19 protein-coding genes and 1 pseudogene are annotated in these 21,223 nt (G+C 41.4%); 11 read left to right on the plus strand and 9 right to left on the minus strand.

The features are described 5' to 3' along the window. The 8 genes from rplO to rplQ all read left to right on the plus strand — a co-directional run bounded on the left by rplO (nucleotide 1) and on the right by rplQ (nucleotide 4,941). The gene (rplO, locus tag ABFY09_RS13750) at nucleotides 1-435 is read left to right on the plus strand and encodes a 50S ribosomal protein L15 (RefSeq protein WP_317005389.1); all 435 of its coding nucleotides are present in this window, start codon (nucleotides 1-3) and stop codon (nucleotides 433-435) included. Then, complete coding sequence (gene secY, locus ABFY09_RS13755) at nucleotides 436-1,764, plus strand: preprotein translocase subunit SecY (protein WP_347984853.1); 1,329 nt, start codon at nucleotides 436-438, stop codon at nucleotides 1,762-1,764. Between the two features lie 22 nt (nucleotides 1,765-1,786). Continuing rightward, nucleotides 1,787-1,903, plus strand: a complete 117-nt coding sequence (gene rpmJ / locus ABFY09_RS13760) for a 50S ribosomal protein L36 (protein WP_347984854.1) — start codon at nucleotides 1,787-1,789, stop codon at nucleotides 1,901-1,903. Between the two features lie 128 nt (nucleotides 1,904-2,031). Then, nucleotides 2,032-2,388, plus strand: a complete 357-nt coding sequence (gene rpsM, locus ABFY09_RS13765; protein ID WP_347984855.1) for a 30S ribosomal protein S13 — start codon at nucleotides 2,032-2,034, stop codon at nucleotides 2,386-2,388. A 65-nt stretch (nucleotides 2,389-2,453) separates the two neighbouring features. Further along, a complete protein-coding gene (rpsK, locus tag ABFY09_RS13770; RefSeq protein WP_036163153.1) occupies nucleotides 2,454-2,846 on the plus strand; it encodes a 30S ribosomal protein S11 in 393 nt (130 codons plus the stop codon). Nucleotides 2,847-2,862: 16 nt separating this feature from the next. Beyond that, nucleotides 2,863-3,483 (plus strand): 30S ribosomal protein S4, encoded by a 621-nt coding sequence (gene rpsD, locus ABFY09_RS13775; RefSeq protein ID WP_347984856.1) that lies wholly within the window; start codon nucleotides 2,863-2,865, stop codon nucleotides 3,481-3,483. 33 nt (nucleotides 3,484-3,516) lie between these two features. Then, a complete protein-coding gene (gene rpoA, locus ABFY09_RS13780) occupies nucleotides 3,517-4,521 on the plus strand; it encodes a DNA-directed RNA polymerase subunit alpha (RefSeq protein WP_347984857.1) in 1,005 nt (334 codons plus the stop codon). A 42-nt stretch (nucleotides 4,522-4,563) separates the two neighbouring features. Beyond that, nucleotides 4,564-4,941, plus strand: coding sequence for a 50S ribosomal protein L17 (gene rplQ, locus ABFY09_RS13785; RefSeq protein ID WP_212653851.1), 378 nt, complete (start codon nucleotides 4,564-4,566; stop codon nucleotides 4,939-4,941). A 143-nt stretch (nucleotides 4,942-5,084) separates the two neighbouring features. On the opposite strand, the gene uvrA is transcribed toward rplQ, so the two are convergent. Beyond that, nucleotides 5,085-7,907, minus strand: a complete 2,823-nt coding sequence (gene uvrA / locus ABFY09_RS13790) for an excinuclease ABC subunit UvrA (RefSeq protein ID WP_347984858.1) — start codon at nucleotides 7,905-7,907, stop codon at nucleotides 5,085-5,087. Between the two features lie 157 nt (nucleotides 7,908-8,064). Between uvrA and ABFY09_RS13795 the strand changes: the two genes are divergently transcribed. The 3 genes and pseudogenes from ABFY09_RS13795 (at nucleotide 8,065) to ABFY09_RS13805 (ending at nucleotide 10,921) form a co-directional block, all read left to right on the plus strand. Continuing rightward, nucleotides 8,065-9,423, plus strand: a complete 1,359-nt coding sequence (locus tag ABFY09_RS13795) for an MFS transporter (protein ID WP_347984859.1) — start codon at nucleotides 8,065-8,067, stop codon at nucleotides 9,421-9,423. 49 nt (nucleotides 9,424-9,472) lie between these two features. Continuing rightward, nucleotides 9,473-10,174 carry a single-stranded DNA-binding protein gene (ssb, locus tag ABFY09_RS13800; protein WP_347984860.1) on the plus strand — a complete coding sequence of 234 codons (702 nt, stop codon included), beginning with the start codon at nucleotides 9,473-9,475 and terminating at the stop codon, nucleotides 10,172-10,174. 82 nt (nucleotides 10,175-10,256) lie between these two features. Beyond that, a pseudogene (locus tag ABFY09_RS13805) lies at nucleotides 10,257-10,921 on the plus strand (transposase). A 238-nt stretch (nucleotides 10,922-11,159) separates the two neighbouring features. Here ABFY09_RS13805 and ABFY09_RS13810 read toward each other — a convergent pair. The 8 genes from ABFY09_RS13810 to ABFY09_RS13845 are packed head-to-tail and all read right to left on the minus strand — an operon-like array spanning nucleotide 11,160 to nucleotide 21,060. Beyond that, a complete protein-coding gene (locus ABFY09_RS13810; protein WP_347984861.1) occupies nucleotides 11,160-11,783 on the minus strand; it encodes a response regulator transcription factor in 624 nt (207 codons plus the stop codon). After that, entirely contained in the window at nucleotides 11,783-13,126 is a 1,344-nt protein-coding gene (locus ABFY09_RS13815) for an HlyD family type I secretion periplasmic adaptor subunit (protein WP_347984862.1), read from the minus strand. The genes ABFY09_RS13810 and ABFY09_RS13815 overlap by 1 nt, the downstream gene beginning before the upstream one ends. A gap of 2 nt (nucleotides 13,127-13,128) precedes the next feature. Further along, nucleotides 13,129-15,303, minus strand: a complete 2,175-nt coding sequence (locus tag ABFY09_RS13820; RefSeq protein ID WP_347984863.1) for a type I secretion system permease/ATPase — start codon at nucleotides 15,301-15,303, stop codon at nucleotides 13,129-13,131. Continuing rightward, a complete protein-coding gene (locus ABFY09_RS13825; RefSeq protein WP_347984864.1) occupies nucleotides 15,300-17,225 on the minus strand; it encodes an EAL domain-containing protein in 1,926 nt (641 codons plus the stop codon). Before ABFY09_RS13825 ends, ABFY09_RS13820 begins: the two co-directional genes overlap by 4 nt. A 33-nt stretch (nucleotides 17,226-17,258) precedes the next feature. Then, the gene (locus ABFY09_RS13830; protein ID WP_347984865.1) at nucleotides 17,259-17,936 is read right to left on the minus strand and encodes a transglutaminase-like cysteine peptidase; all 678 of its coding nucleotides are present in this window, start codon (nucleotides 17,934-17,936) and stop codon (nucleotides 17,259-17,261) included. A gap of 18 nt (nucleotides 17,937-17,954) precedes the next feature. Further along, the gene (locus tag ABFY09_RS13835; RefSeq protein WP_347984866.1) at nucleotides 17,955-18,839 is read right to left on the minus strand and encodes an OmpA family protein; all 885 of its coding nucleotides are present in this window, start codon (nucleotides 18,837-18,839) and stop codon (nucleotides 17,955-17,957) included. Between the two features lie 18 nt (nucleotides 18,840-18,857). Next, nucleotides 18,858-19,718, minus strand: coding sequence for a hypothetical protein (locus ABFY09_RS13840; protein WP_347984867.1), 861 nt, complete (start codon nucleotides 19,716-19,718; stop codon nucleotides 18,858-18,860). 13 nt (nucleotides 19,719-19,731) lie between these two features. Next, nucleotides 19,732-21,060 (minus strand): TolC family outer membrane protein, encoded by a 1,329-nt coding sequence (locus tag ABFY09_RS13845; protein ID WP_347984868.1) that lies wholly within the window; start codon nucleotides 21,058-21,060, stop codon nucleotides 19,732-19,734. Between the last annotated feature and the right edge of the window lie 163 nt (nucleotides 21,061-21,223).

Below are 21,223 nucleotides of genomic sequence, written 5' to 3' on the forward strand. Positions count from 1 at the left end.
ATGTTTTTAAATACAATTAGTCCTGCCGAAGGTAGCAAACATGCTCCTAAACGTGTTGGTCGCGGTATTGGTAGCGGCTTGGGTAAAACTGGCGGACGTGGTCATAAAGGTCTTAAGTCTCGTTCGGGTGGCTCAGTAAAACCTGGTTTTGAAGGTGGTCAAATGCCTTTGCAGAAACGTCTGCCAAAATTTGGTTTTACTTCGCGTCAAGCAAAATATGTTGCTGAGGTTCGTCTAAACGAGCTTGCTGCTGTAAATGCTGAAGTTGTAGATTTAGCTGCTCTTAAAAGCGCTGACATTCTTGGTCACCAAATTAAAACTGCACGTGTAATTTTGTCTGGTTCTATCGACAAAGCCGTTACCGTTCGTGGTCTTAAAGTGACTAAAGGTGCTCGTGCTGCTATCGAAGCAGCTGGCGGAAAAGTCGAGGAATAAATGGCAAAGCGTGGCTCACTACCTGCTGGGATGCAAAACGGATTAAGCGAGCTTTGGGCTCGTATTCGCTTTGTGTTTTTAGCGATTATTGTATATCGAATCGGTGCTCATATTCCTGTTCCTGGTATTAATCCGGATAGACTGTCTGCATTGTTTGATCAAAATGAAGGCACGATTCTGAGTTTATTTAACGTATTCTCAGGGGGCGCTCTAGAGCGAATGAGTATATTTGCTCTTGGTATTTTGCCCTATATTTCTGCTTCTATTATTATGCAGTTGTTGACGGTTGTGAGCCCTCAGCTCGAACAGTTGAAAAAAGAGGGTGAGGCGGGGCGTCGAAAGATTACTCAATACACTCGTTACGGTACAGTGCTTCTTGCTCTTGTCCAATCCGCCAGTATGTCGGTTGGGCTTGCAAGTCAAGGTATATCATTTAGTAGTGGCATAGAGTTCTATGCTGTTGCTGTTGTGACACTTGTTGCTGGTACTGTCTTTTTGATGTGGTTAGGCGAGCAAGTTACTGAAAAAGGTATAGGTAATGGTATTTCTATCCTTATCTTTGCAGGTATTGTTGCAGGTCTTCCAGCAGCTGTTGGTCAGTCATTTGAATCGGCACGCCAAGGTGATATTAAAATTTTAGCTTTGTTGTTAATTGCTATTTTAGCTGTTGCAACGGTTGCTGCTATCGTCTTCATTGAACGAGGTCAGCGTCGTATTACGGTTAATTATGCAAAACGTCAACAAGGTAAAAAAGTGTTTGCTGCACAAAAAAGTCATTTGCCTCTTAAAGTGAATATGGCTGGTGTTATTCCAGCTATATTTGCTTCAAGTATCTTGCTGTTTCCTGCATCAATAGGGACATGGTTTGGTCAAGGTGAGGGGATGGAATGGTTGCAAAATGTGTCTTTGGCACTTGCTCCAGGGCAGCCACTCTATGTGTTGTTGTTTGCAATTGCAATTGTATTCTTTTGCTTTTTCTATACAGCACTAGTGTTTAACCCTAAAGATGTAGCTGACAATTTGAAAAAATCCGGTGCTTTTTTACCGGGTATTCGTCCAGGTGATCATACAGCTCGATATGTTGATGGTGTAATGACTCGCTTGACACTTTTTGGTGCCTTATATATCACCACAGTGTCTTTGATGCCTCAGTTTTTGAATGTTGCGTGGGATGTTCCGTTCTACCTTGGTGGTACTTCTATGTTAATCGTAGTTGTTGTCGTCATGGACTTTATGTCGCAAGTTCAAAGTCATTTGATGAGCCAGCAATACGAATCATTAATGAAAAAGTCAAACCTCACTGGTTATGGTCAAAATGGCCTAATGTGATAAACATTAGTTGGAGATGAACATGAAAGTACGTGCATCTGTAAAGAAAATTTGTCGTAACTGTAAAATCGTTCGCCGTAACGGTGCAGTTCGAGTGATTTGTAAAACAGAACCTCGTCATAAGCAACGTCAAGGTTAATAGCCTAGCGTTCTAGATGATAGGAAAGTGCGGTTGATTTATGTCTTGATTATAGGCATAATCAGCCGCCCTTATGAAAGTAAAGTGATGAGTATTAATTAATCATCAATAACAACGGAGTAATATGGATGGCTCGTATAGCCGGTGTCAATATTCCTGACAATAAACATGCGGTCATTTCTCTGACTTACATCTTCGGTATTGGTCGCACTCGTTCACGCGCTATTTGCGCGGCTTCGGGTGTTGCTGAAACTGCGAAAATCGGTTCATTAAGTGATGATGTCCTTGATGAACTTCGTGGTGAAGTTGCTAAGTACACTGTAGAGGGTGACTTACGTCGTGAAGTCAGTATGTCTATCAAACGTTTGATGGATTTAGGTTGTAATCGCGGTATTCGTCATCGCCGCAGCCTACCAGTTCGTGGTCAACGTACTAAAACGAACGCTCGTACACGAAAAGGCCCACGTAAGCCTATTCGTAAGTAATTTAAACGCGTTTCGCTCTGGCCCCAAGTTAGGCTAGAGCTGAGCATTAAACAGGAAAGTGCAATATGGCTAAGCCAGCAGCGCGCAGCACCAAGAAGAAAGTCAAAAAGACGGTCGTCGACGGTGTTGCTCATGTACATGCCTCATTCAATAATACGATCGTGACGATCACTGACCGTCAAGGCAATGCTTTGTCTTGGGCAACGGCAGGTGGTTCAGGTTTTCGTGGTTCTCGTAAAAGTACTCCTTTCGCAGCTCAAGTAGCAGCGGAACGTGCAGGTACTGTCGCACAAGAATTCGGCCTTAAAAATGTTGATGTAATGATTAAAGGACCTGGTCCTGGTCGTGAGTCTGCAGTTCGCGCATTGAACTCATTAGGCTTGCGTATTAATAACATCACAGATGTGACGCCAATTCCGCACAACGGTTGCCGTCCACCTAAGAAACGTCGCGTTTAATTGAGGAGACAGATACATGGCTCGTTATATAGGTCCAACTTGTAAGTTGTCTCGTCGTGAAGGTACCGACTTGCAATTGAAGAGCGGTTCACGTGCTCTTGAGTCGAAATGTAAAGCAGAAACAGTTCCAGGTGTGCACGGTGCACGTCGCGGACGTCTTTCTGATTACGGCTTACAATTACGTGAGAAACAAAAAGTACGTCGTATGTACGGTGTTCTTGAAAAACAATTCCGTAATTACTACAAATCTGCGGCTCGCCTTAAAGGCGCAACAGGTGAAAACTTGTTACAACTTTTAGAGTCTCGTTTGGATAACGTTGTTTATCGCGCAGGTTTTGGTTCTACACGTGCGGAAGCTCGTCAGTTAGTAGGCCATAAAGGCATTCTAGTAAATGGCGCTACGGTTAACATCCCATCTTACCAAGTTAAAGCTGGTGATGTTGTGTCTATCCGTGAAAAAGCTAAGAAGCAATTGCGTGTACAAAGCGCACTAGAGCTATCTAAAAGTCGTGCAGCGATCCATTGGATCGAGGTTGATTCAACCAAATTGGAAGCAACTTATAAAGCGCTTCCAGAGCGTGCCGATTTATCAGCTGAAATTAATGAGAACCTAATTGTCGAGCTTTACTCTAAGTAAGCCGGTAATTAGGATTAAGAAATAGGTGGATCTATGCAGCGTTCAGTGAGCGAATTGTTAACCCCACGCAACATTGAAGTGCAAGAGTTAGGGAATAGCCGAGCTAAAGTTACACTACAACCTCTAGAACGTGGTTTTGGTCATACTTTAGGTAATGCGCTACGCCGTATTCTCTTATCTTCTATGCCAGGTTGTGCGATTGTTGAAGTTGAAATCGACGGTGTATTGCATGAATACAGCGCAATCGAAGGGGTTAAAGAAGATGTAATTGAGATTCTTCTTAACCTGAAAGGAGTTGCGATCGCTCTACACGGGCAAGATGAAGCAACTCTTACTCTAAGCAAAAAGGGTCCTGGTGTCGTAACTGCTGGAGATATCCAGTTGGTTTCTGATGCAGAGATCGCTAATCCTGATCATGTAATTGCGCATTTAGATGATACTGCAGAGTTATCTATGCAGATCAAAGTTGCGCGTGGTCGCGGTTATGAGCCTGCTGATGCCCGTACTGCCGGCGACGATGAGACTCGTCCTATCGGTCGCTTGCAACTGGATGCTTCATTCAGCCCTGTTCGTCGTGTTGCTTACAGTGTTGATAATGCTCGTGTTGAGCAACGCACTGACTTGGATAAATTGGTCCTAGACATTGAGTCTAACGGAACGATTGATCCAGAAGAAGCAATTCGTAGAGCGGCAACTATTCTTCAACAACAGATTGCTGTATTTGTCGCTCTTGAAAGCGAAAGTGAAGCGCCTGTTGAAGAAGAAGAAGATGAAATTGATCCAATTTTGCTACGCCCGGTTGATGATCTTGAGTTGACCGTTCGCAGTGCTAACTGTTTAAAAGCAGAGAACATTTATTACATCGGTGATTTGATTCAACGTACTGAGGTTGAGCTTCTGAAGACGCCTAACCTAGGTAAGAAGTCGTTAACTGAAATCAAAGATGTTTTAGCACAGCGTGGTTTGTCTTTGGGAATGCGTCTAGAAAACTGGCCTCCAGCTAGTTTGAAAGACGATAGCAAAGTTCTAGCTCGCTAGGTCATTGTTCCCTGACCACCGTAGTTTGGTAAGGAATGTAAAATGCGTCATCGTAAGAGTGGACGTCACTTAAACCGTACTAGCTCACATCGTAAAGCGATGTTTAAAAATATGGCTGCTTCTTTGTTTGAGCACGAAGTTATTAAAACTACGTTGCCTAAAGCAAAAGAATTACGTCGTGTTGCTGAGCCGTTAATCACATTGGCGAAAGTTGATTCCGTAGCGAATCGTCGCCTTGCCTTTGCTCGTACTCGTAGCAAAGATGCAGTAGGTAAATTGTTCTCTGAACTTGGTCCTCGTTACCAAGCTCGTCCTGGCGGTTATGTTCGCATTCTAAAATGTGGATTCCGTGCAGGAGACAACGCACCTATGGCTTACGTTGAATTGGTCGACCGACCAGTTACAGAAGCCGCTGAGTAATATCAGTTTGTAATAAAAAAGCCGAGCTTATGCTCGGCTTTTTTTTCGCTGAAATTTATTATTCGTAATGACTTAAAGGTAAAAAAGGCTGATGAAACTCAATTCATCAGCCTTTTATCATTTCATTGTTTGAAATTAATAACTCAGTTCAGCATGTCTTTTAAGAATCTACCTGTGTGAGATTTTTCAGATTTGGCTATTTCTTCAGGTGTACCTTCCGCAATGATGAAACCACCACCACTTCCGCCTTCAGGGCCTAAGTCTACAACCCAGTCTGCAGTTTTAATGACATCCAAGTTATGTTCAATTACAACGACAGTGTTGCCGTGATCTCTTAATCTGTGAAGTACTTTAAGTAGCTGTTCTATATCCGAAAAATGCAGTCCAGTCGTTGGTTCATCAAGAATGTATAAGGTTGTTCCTGTATCTCGTTTAGATAGTTCTTTTGCTAATTTAACACGTTGTGCTTCGCCACCTGATAAGGTGGTTGCCGCTTGTCCCAAGCGAATATAGCCTAGACCCACATCAATGAGCGTTTGCAGTTTGCGAGCAATCGAAGGTACAGCATCAAAAAACTCACGAGCATTTTCAATGGTCATTTCTAGACACTCATGGATATTTTTGCCTTTATAGAGTATTTCTAATGTTTCTCGGTTGTAGCGCTTACCTTTACAGGTGTCACATGGGACATACACATCTGGTAAGAAGTGCATTTCCACCTTAATTACCCCATCACCCTGACAAGCTTCACAGCGTCCACCTTTAACGTTAAAGCTAAAACGACCGGGTTTATAGCCACGCGAGCGAGCTTCCTGTGTTGCAGAGAATAACTCGCGCATAGGAGTGAAAATGCCAGTGTATGTCGCTGGGTTAGAGCGAGGAGTACGACCAATTGGGCTCTGGTTAATGTCGACACATTTGTCGAATAATTCTAACCCTTGAATTCGATCATGAGGCGCGGCTTTTAGTGTTGTTGCACCGTTTAATGCTGTCGCGGCAAGCGGATACAATGTTCCGTTTATTAAGGTTGATTTGCCTGATCCAGAAACCCCTGTAACACAGGTCATTACACCGACAGGAATATTTAAATCAACAGAGTTGAGGTTGTTGCCAACGGCTCCAATGAGATTCAGTGACTGGTTGTCTTTTGACGTATGGCGAATACTCGGAATCTCAATTTTGCGTTTGCCAACTAAATATTGGCCTGTAATGGATTTTTCGCAGTTCATAATGTCTTGCGGTGTTCCGCTAGCAATAATTTCCCCACCATGAACACCAGCGCCTGGTCCTATGTCGACGACAAAATCCGCGACACGAATAGCGTCCTCATCATGCTCTACAACAATTACGGTATTCCCTAAGTCTCGTAATCGTGTAAGGGTTGCAATAAGGCGTTCGTTGTCTCTCTGATGAAGACCTATGGAAGGTTCATCCAGTATGTACATGACACCAACAAGGCCAGCGCCAATCTGGCTTGCCAAGCGTATCCGTTGAGCTTCACCACCAGACAATGAATCTGCTTTTCTGTCTAAAGTAAGATAGTCCAAACCGACATTGACTAAGAAGGTCAGTCGATCGCGAATCTCTTTTAATATCTTAGACGCGATTTCACCTCTGGCGCCTGGTAAATTAAGATTTTCAAAATAACTTAAGCATTCGGCGATAGGGTAAGTAACAATCTCAGGTAGCGTCTGTTCATTGATGAAAACATGTCGAGCAGAGCGATTAAGTCGAGCACCGTGACAATCTGGACAAGGCTGTATGCTGATGTATTGTGATAAATCATCGCGAACACTATCTGACTCGGTCTCGTGATAACGGCGTTGAAGATTTGGAATGACTCCCTCGAAAGAGTGAGAGCGTGTCATTTTGTCCCCACGTTCATTGATATAAACGAAGTCGATCTTGTCTTTGCCTGAGCCTTTTAAAATGCGTTTCTTGAACTCGTCTGGAATGTCTTTGTACTTGGCTTCAATATCAAAACCGTAATGCTTTGCTAAAGCGCTAAGTTGCTGATAGTAAAAAATGCTGCGTCGTCCCCAGCCTCGAATGGCGCCTTCTGCCAAGGTAAGTGTTGGGTCTTGAATAATACGATCAGGGTCGAACATTTGGTGAGTACCAAGACCGTCACAAGTCTGACAAGCTCCATTCGGATTATTAAAAGAGAAAAGCCTTGGTTCCAGCTCAGTTAGGCTATAACCACAAACAGGACAAGCAAACTTACTGGAGAAGATGTATTCTTCAGACTCGTCATCCATATTAATGGCTTTGGCGATTCCGTCAGATAAGCCTAAACAAGTTTCAAACGACTCAGCTAATCTTAGCTGTAAATCAGAGCGTACCTTAAAGCGGTCGATCACGACTTCAATCGTGTGCTTTTTGTTTTTTTCCAGTGTGGGCGCGTCATCTAAATCCACAACAATGCCGTCAATACGCGCACGAATGAAACCTTTGGATAGCAGATCACTGATAGTATGTAAGTGCTCACCTTTACGATCTTTGACGATCGGAGCGAGCAGCATCATTTTTGTTTCCTCTGGAAGAGATATAATTTTATCTACCATTTGTGATATGGTTTGCGCTTCTAACGGCTCGCCATGATCAGGACAACGTGGTTGCCCTGCGCGAGCAAATAACAAGCGCAAATAGTCATATATCTCAGTGATGGTGCCTACTGTCGATCTTGGGTTGTGAGATGTGGATTTTTGCTCGATAGAGATGGCTGGGGACAAGCCTTCAATATGGTCTATGTCTGGTTTTTCCATCATAGATAAGAATTGTCGAGCGTAAGTGGATAGGGATTCTACGTAGCGGCGTTGGCCTTCGGCATACAAGGTGTCAAAAGCGAGAGAAGATTTGCCCGAGCCAGATAAACCTGTGATAACGACAAGTTTGTCTCTTGGAATGTCTAAATCCACATTTTTTAGGTTGTGGGTGCGGGCCCCGCGTATCGTAATGGTATCCATGAGTCTCCCAAGTGAAATTGATCAACAGAGATAAATCTGTCAGTAATTTAAATAACTGTCTATTTTTACAGTAGTTGAAATGGAGCTTCAACGGTATTTTGAGTAAAATAGCTATCTTTTTTCCTTAACCCCTAAGTTAAGTGGTTGTAACTTCCTTATGGATCTACTTGAACGTCGCTCAGTCTTTGCTTTAGCGCTGATCTATCTATTTAGAATGTTAGGCTTATTCTTGATTATGCCTGTCATTAGTGTTGCCGCAGACGGTTTAACCGGTGCTGACGCAGCTTTAATTGGCACCGCCATTGGCATTTATGGTTTGACACAAGCTAGCCTGCAAATTCCCATGGGCATGTGGTCCGATAAGATCGGGCGCAAGCCTGTCATTATTATTGGCTTAATCCTATTTGCCATAGGCAGTTTGATTTGCGCCAATGCAGACGATATAAACACTTTGATTGTTGGTCGAGCGGTGCAAGGGGCTGGCGCCATTGCGAGTACTCTAATGGCATTATTAAGTGATGTGACGCGTGAGCAAAACCGCACCAAAGCCATGGCTATTGTTGGCATCAGTATTGGTGCTTCCTTTATGATTTCCCTAGTTTTGGGGCCTTGGATATTCTCTTTAGTCGGCCTTTCAGGGCTGTTTTATTTATCCTTTGCTCTATCTGTATTGGGAATTGGACTGATCCTATTTGCCGTGCCAAATATTGTTCAACATACCTTTCGAAGAGATACGACCCCGAGTTTAATCGCATTAGGGGAAGTGTTGAAAGATAAGCGATTAGGCTTTTTGAATGTCAGCGTATTATTGCTGCATGCTAGTTTAACTGCGTTATTTATAACGATACCAAACTTGCTCATTGAGCACTTTGATTTACCTCTGCCTCAACACAGTTGGCTCTACTTAACCGTCATGGGTTTTGCCTTTGTAGGTATGTTACCATTGGTGATTATTGCCGAATCAAAAGGCAAAATGAAAAGCGTTTTAATTTTCGTGCTGATGCTACTGGGCGCAAGTGCGATCTTGTTACAATGGACTCATTCTATTTGGTTGTTTAGTGTCTTGCTTTGGGGTTACTTTGTTGGCTTTAATGCATTGGAAGCAACATTGCCTTCCTTAATAAGCAAACAAGCGCCAGTGGGTTATCGTGGCACGGCAATGGGTGTGTTTTCGACGCATCAATTTATAGGTTCTTTTTTGGGTGGTGTCGGTGGTGGTTGGTTACTACAGAACTACTCAAATAGCGGCATATTCTGGGTAGTTGGTGTTGCCTTCTTAGCTTGGTCACTGGTCGCTTTAGCACAAGCAGCACCTCGTCAGCTAAGCAGTCTTGCGTTCAGCTTACCGAACATGACAGAAGAAGAAATAACCCAATTAGCGGATCAATTAACAGCAATCCAAGGAGTGGAAGGCATGCAAATTTTTAAAGATGAGCAAACGGCTTATCTGAAAGTCGATAAAAAGATATTAGACAAAGACACCTTGTCGCGTCTCGCGCCGCAAGTGGCGCTTTAAACCGAACAGATCAAAAGAACATTATTCTATATTTTAGTTGGAGAACATCATGGCTCGTGGAGTAAACAAAGTAATCATCGTTGGTAACGCAGGCAATGATGCCGAAGTGCGTTTTATGCCATCAGGCGGTGCGGTTGCAAACGTCAGCTTAGCAACCACAGAAAGCTGGAGAGACAAGCAAACAGGCCAAATGCAAGAGCGTACAGAATGGCACCGAGTGTCTTTCATGGACCGTGGTAATTTCCGCCTTGGTCAAATCGCGGGTGACTTCATCAAGAAAGGCTCCAAAGTTTACGTAGAAGGCTCGTTGCGTACGCGTGAGTGGGAAAAAGACGGTATCAAACGCTACACCACAGAAATCATCGCGAATGAAATGCAATTGTTAGATGGCCGTGCTGATGGTGCAGCAGGACAACAAGGCGGATACGACGCGAGTCAACAAGGTGGTTATGGTCAAGCGCCACAACAAGCACCTCAGCAAGGTGGCTATGGTCAAGCACCAGCACAACAAGCCCCACAAGGTTTTAATCAACCTCAAGGTGGCTACGGGCAAGCACCACAGCAAGCTGCGCCTCAGGCTCAACCACAATCCTTCGGTAGTTGGGGAAATGCACCGCAACAAGCTCCAGCACCACAGCAACGCGCTCCTCAGCCGCAACATGCACCTCAACAGCAAGCACCTAAAGCGCCTGCTCAGAAACCACAACAAGCACCAAACTTTGACGACTTTGATGACGACATTCCGTTCTAAAACAGACATTTGGAAGTAATTAGATGGCCCGCCTCACCCCTGAGCTATGCTTAGGGGTGGCTAAATAAAGAGGCGAGCCATCATGTTTAATATTAGAGTCATTGGAATCGATTTAGGAAAATTTTCTTTTCATATTGTTGCTCACGATCGATCATGCTGAACGAGAGCTGCACCGCCAAAGTCTTACACAAACTAAGCTGCTAGAACATCTTATCAATAGCCCGTTGATAACCATTGTCATGGAATCCTGAGGCGGTTCTCATTGGCTTGCTCGTCAATGTCAAAAACTTAGACATGACGTCAAGCTCGTTCCTTCTCAATACGTAAAAATCAATAAAAATGACTACATTGATTCAGAGCTATTGCGGAAGTATCAATGCGTCCAAACATGCGCTTTGTTAGCGTTAACCCAGAAGAAGCTCAAGTCATCTTTGTGATACACAAAATACGTTCGAGCTATATCAAAGAACGAACGGCATGTATGTCTCGGATAGGCACTATTTTATTAGAGTTTGGATTAGTCCTTCCGACAGGTCATAACAAGATGAGGTTATTGTTTCGGTAATTGGCAGAGAAAAATGTTCCGTTGCCTCCTATGCTCATGCAAGAGTTGATAGAGCATCATGAGTATTACCATTATCGTAAGAACGGATCGATTTTGGACTGTGGATTATAGAGCTACGAATGAAAAAGCCATTTAATGTTGCCGCCGTGGCGCTTGCGAATAAGTTAGTATGGATTGCTTGATCAGTGTTGAAAACGAAACAAGCATTTGCAATAACGAGGCGGACCATACATTTTTTATGTAAACAATAAATAGTTGTGTCAACTTAATACATTCGTGGATTTATTGCTGTTGGATGAGTATGGCGTTTATTGTTTTTGTCGATGCAGACTCGGTTACTAATACTTGGAGAAGAGTTATTTAATTGGCTATTGATTAAGATATTTTCTGACATGCGAGATGTGCTAAGGAGGTGCTATCTTATGTATCAAGAGATTTGATTTTTAGCACTAATGCTAAACGATCATTGACATGAAATTTATCAAACAGCTTGCGAATATGGGACTTCACAGTACGTTCAGAAATCGCCATAAGTTTGGCTATTTCTTTGTTGCTTTTGCCTTGTAGTACAGCATTGGCTGTTTCTTTTTCACGGGGGGTTAAGTTGTTTGACCATTGTTGTGAAGCTGTCTGTGCTTTTTTCATTGGCTGCATTTGTACACCATGTATAAAGTCGCTCATGATATCCTGGCTGATCCAGATACTGCCTTGCTGAACTGTTGCAATTGCTTGTTCTAAAGCTGATAAAGGCATATTAGATTGCACGTAGCCTTTTACGCCCATTTTAAAGAGCTCGATACCTTCAGCTGAATTGCTTTTTGTTGTAACAACAACTACCCATTGGTGGTGTTTAATACACAGGGCTAGCTTCTGGTTTTGATGGGTAAGGTTGTGTAAATGAAATATCGCTACTAAGGATGGCTCTAGGTTACCAACAAACTCTGGAGCTACTCTTAGACTATGCCAATGAAATAGCCAATTTTTAAAAGCTCTAGGGTCATGGGTATAGAGTATACAGCGATCACGCAATTCTACTGTACTCATTAGGACTCTCGCAAAGCTAGTTCTTTGGTTTTTAAGATAGGTTTTAGTAGGTAATCTAGGATAGTGTGCTTACCAACGATAATATCCACACTTGCCACCATCCCAGGCATTAGCTTAAGTGGTTGCTCCTTTGAACCAAGGTAGTTCTTTTTAGTTCGGATGCGAACAAGATAGTAACTTTTACCTTCTTCATCCGTAATGGTATCGGCCGACACTCTTTCAACTGTACCATCTAATCCACCGTAAACAGCGAAATCGTAGGCTGTGAATTTTACTTTCGCAGGAAGGCCTTTTTTGATAAATCCTATATCAGAAGGTTGAACTCTTGTTTCTAGTATCAGCGAGTCTTCGATAGGAACTATTTTTACTAGGTCACTGCCAGGCTGTACTACTTCCCCAAGAGTGTTAACTAACAGCTCGGAAATAATACCACTAACCGGTGATTTAATATTGGTACGCTCTACCTTGTCTTCTAGTGCAATATTTATATTTTCAAGCTGAGAAATACGTGCCAAAGTTTCATTTAATGATTCTTGGGCTTCATTGCGTTTTATTTGGCGGATTTCGGCAATTTTCTGTTCGGTTTCTGAGATTAATGCGCGATATTTCGAGATTGATTGCTCAATAGAGTTGAGTTTACCGAATGTATCGTTACGCTCACGACGGGTTTTCAGTAAGCTTACTTCTGAGGCAAAGCCACGTTGTACAAGTGGCTCTGTCATTTCAATTTCTTGATCTAGAAGCTCTAGAGAATTTTGTAGTTGATCTAATTGTTCGCGGGCGTTATCAAGCTCAGTTTGGTGCTGTACGATTTGTTGTAGAATAATTTCAATTGAAATATCTTGTTGTTTTTGACGTTCTAGCAGTAAGTTTTGTTCACGTATATTAAATTGTTTTTCAAAATCAGAATCATAATGCTCTGGCGTAATAAAATCGGTTGTATTGGCTTCGGCCGTAAGGCGTGCTGCTTTAGCTTGAAGTGCTTGCATCTCCAATAGTTTCTCGCTAAACGAGCTGGAAAATTGAGTATTATCTAACAGAATTAGGAGTTGGTCCTTTTCAATAATATCGCCTGATGACACTAGAATCTCACTGATAATACCACCTTCTAGATTCTGAACGATTTGTACTTTATTAGATGGTACAACTTTCCCTGAACCGCGTACGATTTTATCTAACTCTGCCATATTCGCCCATACTATTAACCAAAGAATTGCGAACAAAATGGTCCATGTAATAAGAGTAGAGTGGCGTTTAGGGTGTTCAAGGGTAGCTTGGCTAAGGCTTGAAATAAACTCAATATCTTCGTTCGGGAGCTTCTGATTAGGTTGCTCTGATGGCATGCTTAGGCTCCTGTCTGTGCATTTGAAGGTGTCTTTTTCTGTAAACTTTTAAGTACAGCATTTTTTTCGCCATCAGCAACTAATTTACCGTCTTCTAATACAAGTAGACGATCCACCAAAACCAAAAGACTCATCTTATGGGTCACAAGTAAGAATGTGGTATTCAATTCAACTTGTTTTAAGTTTTTCAGCAATGCTTGCTCGGTAGTTCCGTCTAAGGTATTAGTGGGTTCATCTAATAATAAGAAGGGAGCATCTAGCAGTAGAGCACGTGCAATACCAATACTTTGGCGTTGCCCACCAGAGATATTATGCCCGCTCTCGCTAATTTGTAATCCGTAGCCTGCAGGATGGCGTTTTACGAAATCGTCTACACCAGCAAGTTTTGATGCTCGAATAATTACATCATCTTCCACATAGGGAGCACGATATGCGATGTTCTCACGTATATCTCCGCGGAAAAGTACAACATCTTGTGGTACATAGTTAATACTTCGACGCAGCTCAGCAGGATCAAGTTGCTGAATGTCAAGACCATCGATTAGAATGCTGCCAGAGTCGATTTGATATAAGCCAAGAATAAGCTTTTCGATAGTTGATTTACCCGAGCCGATACGCCCAATAATACCAACTTTTTCGTGCTTATCGATCTTAAATGATACGTTTCTAAGAGACGGCTTGGTTTCTCCTGGATAAGTAAATGTTACGTCGACAAACTCTACTCTACCCTCAAAGCAGGGATGGGCAATGAATCGTTTGTCTGCTGGTCGCTCAACATCTTTCGACATCAATTCATTTAATGAGTTATAGGCCGTTTTGGTTTGTTGATAGCTGCCAAGCAAGCCTGCAACTTGTCCCATCGGAGATATAGCTCGCTGGCTTAGAATAACTGTAGCGATGAGTCCTCCGAGCGTTAAGTCGCCATCAGCAATTAAATAAACGCCAGTGAGTACAATTAAAACGGTACTCATCTGTTGCATATAACCAGTCATGCGGGATACAGAGCTCTGCAACATTTTTGATTTAAGGCTGGTACGAGATATTTCTCCGACAGCTTGTTCCCACTGCCACTGCATCTTAGACTCAACACCTAAAGACTTAATAGTAGACATGCTTGAGAGAGATTCGATCAAAACGCTGTTTTTTTGATCTTGAGCTTCATAAGTCGCCTCAATACTGCGTTGTATAGGCTTTTTTAGAATCAAACTGTAAGAGACCATTAGCAGAATGATAATTATTGGAACCCAAACAATTTGCCCTGCTATGTAAAAAATAACAGCAAGGAATATCGAAACAAAAGGTAAATCTACGAGAGCAGAAATTGCACTTGAAGTAATGAAGTTACGGATACTATCAAACTCTTTTAGCTTGTTGGCAAAGCTACCTACGGTGCCCTTGTTACTCGATTGAGTTAAATTGAGTGTTTGTTCAAAAAGTTTAGATGAGATAAGGACGTCGCTCTTTTTGGCTGCAGTCTCTAAAAAATGGGTACGTAAATATTTAAGAGCTAGATCAAATAGGTAAATAACACTGATACCAAGTACCAGCACCCAGAGAGACTCCACTGCATTATTCGGCACCACTCGGTCGTAGACATTCATAACAAATAATGGATTGGCTAAGACGAATAAGTTGATGATAAAAGAGGCTGCGATGACATCTCTATACATGGATTTACTTTGCCAGATAGATGACCAAAACCAGTGTTCATCTGAATTGTTCATTAGTGGTTTTGAGGTACTGCTATGTTGATGAACATGGCTAAGGTAAATAGCGTAGCCAAGGTACTCTTGGTTAAGCGCATCTAGAGTAATATATTTCCAGCCCTCTGGTGCCGAGCTAGAAATAACCTTCGCTTGTCCTGACTGATGATCAATTTCTTGTAAGACGCAAGCAGAATGATCTTTAAGGATTAGGATGCAAGGTAGCACAAGATTAGGAATGCTTTCTATTGTACGTTTTTTGAAGCGGGCTTTTATTCCTGCTCGCTTTGCTGCACGCTTAAATAGATCTGGTGTTAGTGTTCCATCTTTTAGTGGCAAGCCTGCTATCAAGGCGTCTTTAGTGTAAGGAGTCTGTGACAGTTTAGTATAGATTACTAAACACTCTAATAGTGGGTCATGAGACTCGATATGTTTTGCATCTTGGTTTATTTCATTAATCAATGTGTTGCTCATAGTGGTGTCGGTGTGCTGAAGTGGTAACCTTGAAAGTAAGATACACCAGCTTTCTTAAATGCGTCTAATTGAGCTTCTTTCTCAATCGACATGGCAAAAACATCAATATCCAAATTGCTGGTCACTTCGCAGATACTAATTACATAAGAACTTGTGCTCGCATCTGATTCAATCTGATTGCTAAATGAAGCATCGAGTTTGATATAATCCGGATGAATATCGCAAAGGTACTGTAGATCCGCGATTTGGATACCAAAGCGGTCAATACCTACTTTGAAGTCCATCTGACGCAATGTGCTGAAAATGCTCTTAGCCGCCGTAAGGTTTTCATATACAGCTGTTTCAGGAAACTCAAAAGCCAAATTAGCACCTTGTGCTTTCTTAAACTGTGGTAATAGCTTTTCAAACAACTGAATATCCTTAAGTAATGCTTCGCTAAGGTTTATGGAATGATATGAGTTGCTATTATTTTCTTGTAGGTGTGTTGTCACTAGTTGTAAAACTAACTCATCAATCTTACTTTGCATGTTCAGTTGTTTGACTGCCGGCATAAAGTAGGCTGCTGACTGAATTTTATTGTCTTCTGTTACCATACGTACAAGTAATTCGCTTTCATAAACGCTTTCATCAAGCCCATAAGCTTCTTGTTTGAATAGTTTAAAGTTCTGTTCCGTTATCGCGCTATCGATAAGTTTTTGCCAATGATTATTGTTGAATGTACTGTCCACGTTATCTTTTTGTAACAGCACAGGTTCATAGTGTTTGGCTTCTGCTTGTTGGATCAAGAAATCCAATTGACTAAAAAGATTAGATTTAGATTCGTTTGGCTCATAGCGTGTGATAGCTGAAGTCAGTGATATCGGCATCGTTTCAAGATTTAATTCTTTTTGAAGCGCTCTTGGGTAAGTCAATAATTTGGCTACCCTATCTCTCAGCTCTATTGGTTGTGTATTTGGCAGTAAAGCAATAAGTTCGATACCATTTAAGCGTGCGTAGAAGCCGGCATGATTATTCAATGTGGTATGGAATTGCTTAGCAATGTGTTTAACTAACTCATTTCCTAACTGATAGCCATATTGAGTGTTAAGTTCTTTCAAACCATCAATGCGTAGCAAGCAAGCGCTACCTTGAGCTGAGGCCTGTTCTTCGTCAACGATACTGGTAAAAGTCATATCAAAATAGTGTCTGTTATAGAGCCCTGTGACACTATCTTCATAAGCTATTGAGCGGAGTTTTTCTACTATCTGTGCTTCTCGAGTGAATACCTGTTGTAATTTGGAAACCATACTATTCATAGCTTCCGCTAACCTACGGAACTCAGTTGTTGATGGCAATGGATCCTGTAAAAGATACTCCTTATTTACAATAGCGTGCGCTTGTTCTTGAGTTTTGTTGAGCGGCTGAAGTAAAACTCGAATCGTAAAATACGCGACATTTAAAAAGATTACAGCAGCGACAAGAAACCACTGAACGAGAGTTTTAAATACAAGCCACAGCTCGATGTATGCATAGTTTTTCTGAGATTGAACTTTAAGTTCACCAATAGGGCTCCAGCCTTTTTGTACGACAGCAAGAGAAGGTGAAACATTGATATCAACTAAAGCAATAAACCAGCTAGGAATCTTTGGCTCAGAAATTTGATTGGTTCGTTTATAAATTAATTGGCCATCCATACTTACCAGTTCAATTATCGAAAAGTGCCCCCTATCAAATACAGCATCAATCATGGTTGTTATACTGACAGGGTTATCAGCGACCGTACTTAAAGAAAGCCCGAGAGAATTTGCACTATCGTAAGAATGAGATTGGAGCTGCTTCTCCAGAAAAGCTTTTGTGTGGGATATATTCAATGTAAATGAACCAACTAATAACACCAAAAGCATGACGCTTATAAAAATTAGAATGTTTGATTTAAAAGTCATAATGAATCCATCACTGGGTAAATAATTAAACGGTTATTTCAAAATACCTTGCTTCATACGAGTAACCATCTGTCCCCATTGGTGTATGGAGTTGTCGAAATCTTGTTTGCTTGATGTTTGGTCCGAATTTCTTAAATCTTTGGCGTTAAAACTGTATATCGGTATTAAGTCTGAACGAGCACTAGCCTTTAGCACCCGATCAGTTAAACTGTCCATTATTAGAGGCTCTGAATTAGGGGATCTGAAGTAAGTTAGAACTATGTGCGAGCGCTTGATTCGTGTTGCGTTAACATAAGAGAAGTAGAGTTTTTTTTCATCTATGCCCATTGCTAATAAAGTAAAAAATTTGGCTATAGCAAAGTCTTCTGCGTCACCTTTATCTTTGGCAAGCAATTCAGCAGGGGTCGCCCAAAAATCATTTGTCTTCCAGACTTGTTTATCCTCCATATAGGTAACTTTGCTAAAAAAACTGTTCACTAGGTTGACTTTAAGACGTTCTGGGCGATTTGAATTTTCAGCTATTAATGTTAGCAAAGCTTGCATACGTCGTGTAGCAAGCACTCCATATTCCTTACTTGCTGCATCGATCTCTTTTTTAGAAATGACAGCATTAGAAGGGGGAGCACTTTGCACGAAAAGAGTGAATATCAAAGCAAACAATAGCCATTGTTTGCTTTGATATTTTAATATTACTCTTTTAACCCATAGCAAGGTGCCATTCCTTAAATGTTATTTACGTGTCTCTAGTATAGCTGATTGTGGTAACGCTTCTTGTGTCATCACTTCAAGCTCAATACGGCGGTTTTCTTGACGCCCAACACTCGTTGAGTTATCTGCAATAGGTGATGATTCACCTTGCCCTATTAGGTAGATTTTCGAAAAATCTACCTCAGAGTGTGCCATTAAATATTGCTTAACACTTTCTGTTCTATTCCAAGAGAGACTTATATTGTCAGAAATGCTACCAATATTGTCAGTATGACCTACAATTAAAATAACTTCACCTTCTTGTAAGTCTTTTAAGGTATTTAAATCCTTAGCTAAATAATGTTCTTGGTCAGAGCGAATATTATAAGATGCCGTATCAAAAACAATATTGATAAGCAAAGACGTACGAGGTTGACAGCCAAACTGATTGACTTCAACTTCTAGAGGAGTATCTAGGCATTGGTCAATGTTATCTGTAACGCCATCATGGTCTGAGTCGTCAATAATTTTGCAGCCATTTAAATCAATTTTTGTTCCTAAAGGCGTTAAAGGGCAATGATCTTGCGAATCGACAACACTATCGTAATCTGTATCCGCTGCGCAACCAAGGAAGTTGACAGCAATGCCTTCAGTCGTGTTTGGGCACTGATCACTTTTATCATAAATACCATCTTGATCAGAGTCTAAATCACATCCTATGCTATTCACTGCGCCGAATAGCTCTGTATTTTGGCACTGATCATTTTTAGTTGGTACTTTATCTTGATCGAGGTCAGCGTAAATTTCATTTACCTCTTTTGGTGAGAGGTCTTTATCGGCTAAGTGCGGTTGCTTATTTTTTTCTGCGAACGCAATAGTACCAGTAGCTAACAACGCAGCAGTCAGTGGTAACCATACAAACTTCATACGAACAATCCTTTTGATCTATTTAACGTTATTAACGTTGTTGATGCGAGTAGTGGCTTTTTCGAGCAGTTGTTTCGAAATATCGTTCGCTAAAGATGAAAAAGCATTCTTTTGAGCTTGATCGCCATCATTCGATGAGTAAGTAGTCTCATGGCTTAGAGTATGAAAGGTCCGAGCACTACGGTCTTTAAATTCGAAATCAGCGATCAGTTCAACTTCTCCTTGATCAGTATAAGTTTCAATAAAGTATTCTAAAGTCAGAGATGGATGGCGAGCACTAATATTTAATCCCTCAGACTTAAGCCCATCAACTAATAAACTTTCAAACTGTTCTGTTTCCAATGTAAGAGCATCAAGACTGACGGTAAAACCACCAAATAAACGATTAAGTTGCAAGTCCATTAGCTCTGCCATTTTATCATTCGGCAAATTAGGGGTCTCATCAAAGCGCTCGTTTAAGGCCACTTTTATTGCTTTACGCTGTTCAAGTGTTGGAAGCGCTGGTAATAGAGCCCATAGTTGCTCCAAATCACTGCCGTGGTGACTGGCATGTTTGAAGTGTGCAAGATGTGTATCTTCTTTAATTAGTGCCAATAATAGCTCAGATTCTTGGGCATTTTTCAAGTAACCAAAGTCGATATTTAGTTCAGAACGAATACTATCTCTTAGCTTTGCTTCAAATGAATTTTCCTCGATATCACCCGGCTTTCGATGTGCCAAAGCGGTTTTTTCAAAACTGCTTTGTAACATTTCAGCTGAAACGGAAGCTTCATCATTTGGGGTTGTGTTTGAGCTAGCTTGACTGTTACTGCAAACAGTTAAAGCAACTCCGCTGGAGATTAATAAACCAATTAAGTGTTTTTTTGCTGTTGGAATCATGGCGTAAATCCTTTTATTGGTCATTGTGAACTAACAGGGAGTCGGCTTCTATAAAGTCATAGTTCAGGTCGAAACTTGGCAATAATGTGCCCATTCCAGCCATTACTCGGTAGTTAGCTTTTAGTAATTCGTACTCACTACTAATTAAGTTCTGTGTGGCGCTGTAGTACTCGTTTTCTGTATTTAGTAAGTCGAGTAATGTACGACGACCTAAAGTAAATTGATTACGGTAGCCTGTCAGTGTGTCATATGTGAGTTTTATGTGTTTTTCAATATAAGATAGTTGCTGTTCAACATAAATTTTTGCGTTCCATGCGTAACGTAAGTTTTCTATCACTTGACGACGTGTGTTGTCCCGTACTTCGTTTGACGCTTGGTATTCATGTTGAGTACGGTCTTTATCAGCAGAGTCACTGCCGCCATTGTACAGGTTATAACTTAACCGAAGCATCGCTTGGAAGTTATGATCTTTACCCTCTACACCTGAAATGTCATGATCAAATGTTTGTTCAACAACAAAATCGACACTTGGATAATGGAAGCGACTTGCTGCTTTATATTGATATTCAGTTTCCAGAACATCATTGTTTGCTGTACGCAGTGTTGGATGCTCATTAAGAGCAAATTTGGTTGCATCTTCCAAAGATTTTGGTAATTCTTCTCGAAATACTGGTTTCACCAGAAGGTTGTCAGGGTCTCGCCCTAGCACGCGACGAAAACGAGCTTGTGTATCGTAGTAGTTATTTTCAGCAGCTGCATAATTCGATTCTGCTAAAGCTAAACGAGCGCTGGCTTGGTCTAGTTCTACTTGGTCGCCTATACCAGCATCATTACGCTGAGTGATTTGCTCAAGAATTTGTTGATGAGTGCTCATGTTTTCTTGTGCTAACTGATGAAATTCTTGCTCTTTTAGTAGCTCTATATACGCTTCAATCATCTCTAGAGCAATATCATTTGCTTGTGCAATAGCTGCAAATGCTTGAGCATTTGTGCGGTATTCTTGACGCTTTACTTCATTCACATCGCCGAAACCATTAAATAAGTTTTGAGTGAGTGATATTGAAGCTTCCTTACGTGTTAGGCCATGTCCAACATTATCGATACTCTGATCGTCGACTTCTTCGTAGCCAATGCCAGCGTTTAAATCAATGGTCGGTAAATAGCTGCTTTTTGCATTACGCACATCAGACTGGTAAGAGTGATAGCGTTTTACTTCGGCCCTGAACTCAGGGTTGCTGAGGACAGCATCACTAACGGCTGACTCTAAGGTCATACCAAAACTAAAGTTAGACAAGCCAAGAGAGGCAGCTAGAGCTGTATAATGTAAAATTGCTATTCGCATAATATTCTGTTTCGGCATTTTTAATTCAAGGTGCGCAAATTTAAACCAATTAAGTTTTTTCCAATGTTTTATTGTGTGTCGTATTGTAACTGTATGTATGATATTGGTGTTCTATTGATGTTTTTTACTGGTGTGGGTGTTGTTTTCTCTGCTCTGACATGGT

The sequence above is a fragment of the Marinomonas sp. 5E14-1 genome (assembly GCF_039939215.1).
In the GTDB taxonomy this organism is placed as follows: Bacteria; Pseudomonadota; Gammaproteobacteria; order Pseudomonadales; family Marinomonadaceae; genus Marinomonas.